1 protein-coding gene and 1 pseudogene are annotated in these 1,119 nt (G+C 40.6%); both read left to right on the forward strand.

From position 1 onward, the window contains the following. Positions 1-87: 87 nt before the first annotated feature. Positions 88-204: pseudogene (locus tag F6K40_RS40435) on the forward strand (ArsA-related P-loop ATPase); the annotation flags it as partial. A gap of 143 nt (positions 205-347) precedes the next feature. Continuing rightward, positions 348-500 (forward strand): hypothetical protein, encoded by a 153-nt coding sequence (locus F6K40_RS40440; protein ID WP_293146040.1) that lies wholly within the window; start codon positions 348-350, stop codon positions 498-500. The last annotated feature ends 619 nt before the right edge of the window (positions 501-1,119 follow it).

Raw genomic sequence — 1,119 nt, forward strand, 5'->3', positions numbered from 1 at the left:
TTGAGTAAGGGACAAAAAAAGAAACTTCAGTATTTCAAGCATAAGGCTTAAGCCGGAGGTACTGTTAACTGATAACTGATAACTGAAATGACCATTACTTATACATTTTTGGGTAAAGGTGGTACGGGTAAAACAACTATTGCATTTGCCACTGCCAAACGATACGCTAGCCAAGGTAAACGAGTCTTATTTGTAGGACAAGAACCTGCGATGTACTGGAAGTGCCAGAATTGCTTCCCGAGTGGAAATTATCTGTGATAGAGGTGTCGGCACCTGAGTTTGATTGAGAAGAGTATTTATTATTCTGAAGTATTACGTTAAGTTTGAATGTTGAAAATGTATTTTATATGATTGTAACGAATGTCAATATTAGTCAAAAGTCTCAAGAAATTTTGATCAAAGCGGCAGCGGAAAAACGAATTTCTGTAGAGGAGCTTGCTTCAGAAATCTTAAATGAAGCTATTCATAGAGGAGCTTTCTGGAATTGTCACTATTGGTGAATTCAAAAAGGAATATCCTATATTAGGCCAACAAGCAGCCCTACGCATACTATGCCGATCCTGAAGAGTCAGCTATCTTCTAGAAGACTGGGATCTGGAGAATAGTTCTGAAGAAGTTTTATGATTGTTTTGGATACTCATATTTTTGTTCTGAAAAGCGCCGTAATAATCTAACTAGCGATCGCTCTTTAACCTTGTTTCAGAATTAGCTCACATCTTCGAGCGTCTAAAAAGTTACCAAATCAGGAGTTGGTGTTACAAGCGAATGGCATTCGCCTACATGGCAAGCGATCGCTCTCTCTAACAAGAGTGCGATCGCCTGATTTCTGGGATGACAGAGCTTTTGTGGCACGGTATGCCATAGTAGGGACGTTTTGCTCCGCGACATGTTTGCGAAGCATTCCGTGAGGAAAACGCATTTTTGTTATGCAACGTCCCTACAAAGTTAAAGAGCGATCGCCTTCAGTAGACAGAGCGATCGTCCTATTTACTTACTTCTGAATCAGTTACACATCCTGAGCTTTGATAATTTAAATCAGCGATCGCCTAACCGTTAGACAGAGCGATCGCCCTATTTCTTGGCTGACAGCGGTTCTGTTACACGTATACCATAGTAGGG

This window comes from Okeania sp. SIO3I5, assembly GCF_010672085.1.
In the GTDB taxonomy this organism is placed as follows: domain Bacteria; phylum Cyanobacteriota; class Cyanobacteriia; order Cyanobacteriales; family Microcoleaceae; genus Trichodesmium.

Coding starts and splice junctions, on each gene's coding strand:
- F6K40_RS40440 (WP_293146040.1), top strand. CDS start 348: ATGATTGTAACGAATGTCAATATTAGTCAAAAGTCTCAAGAAATTTTG.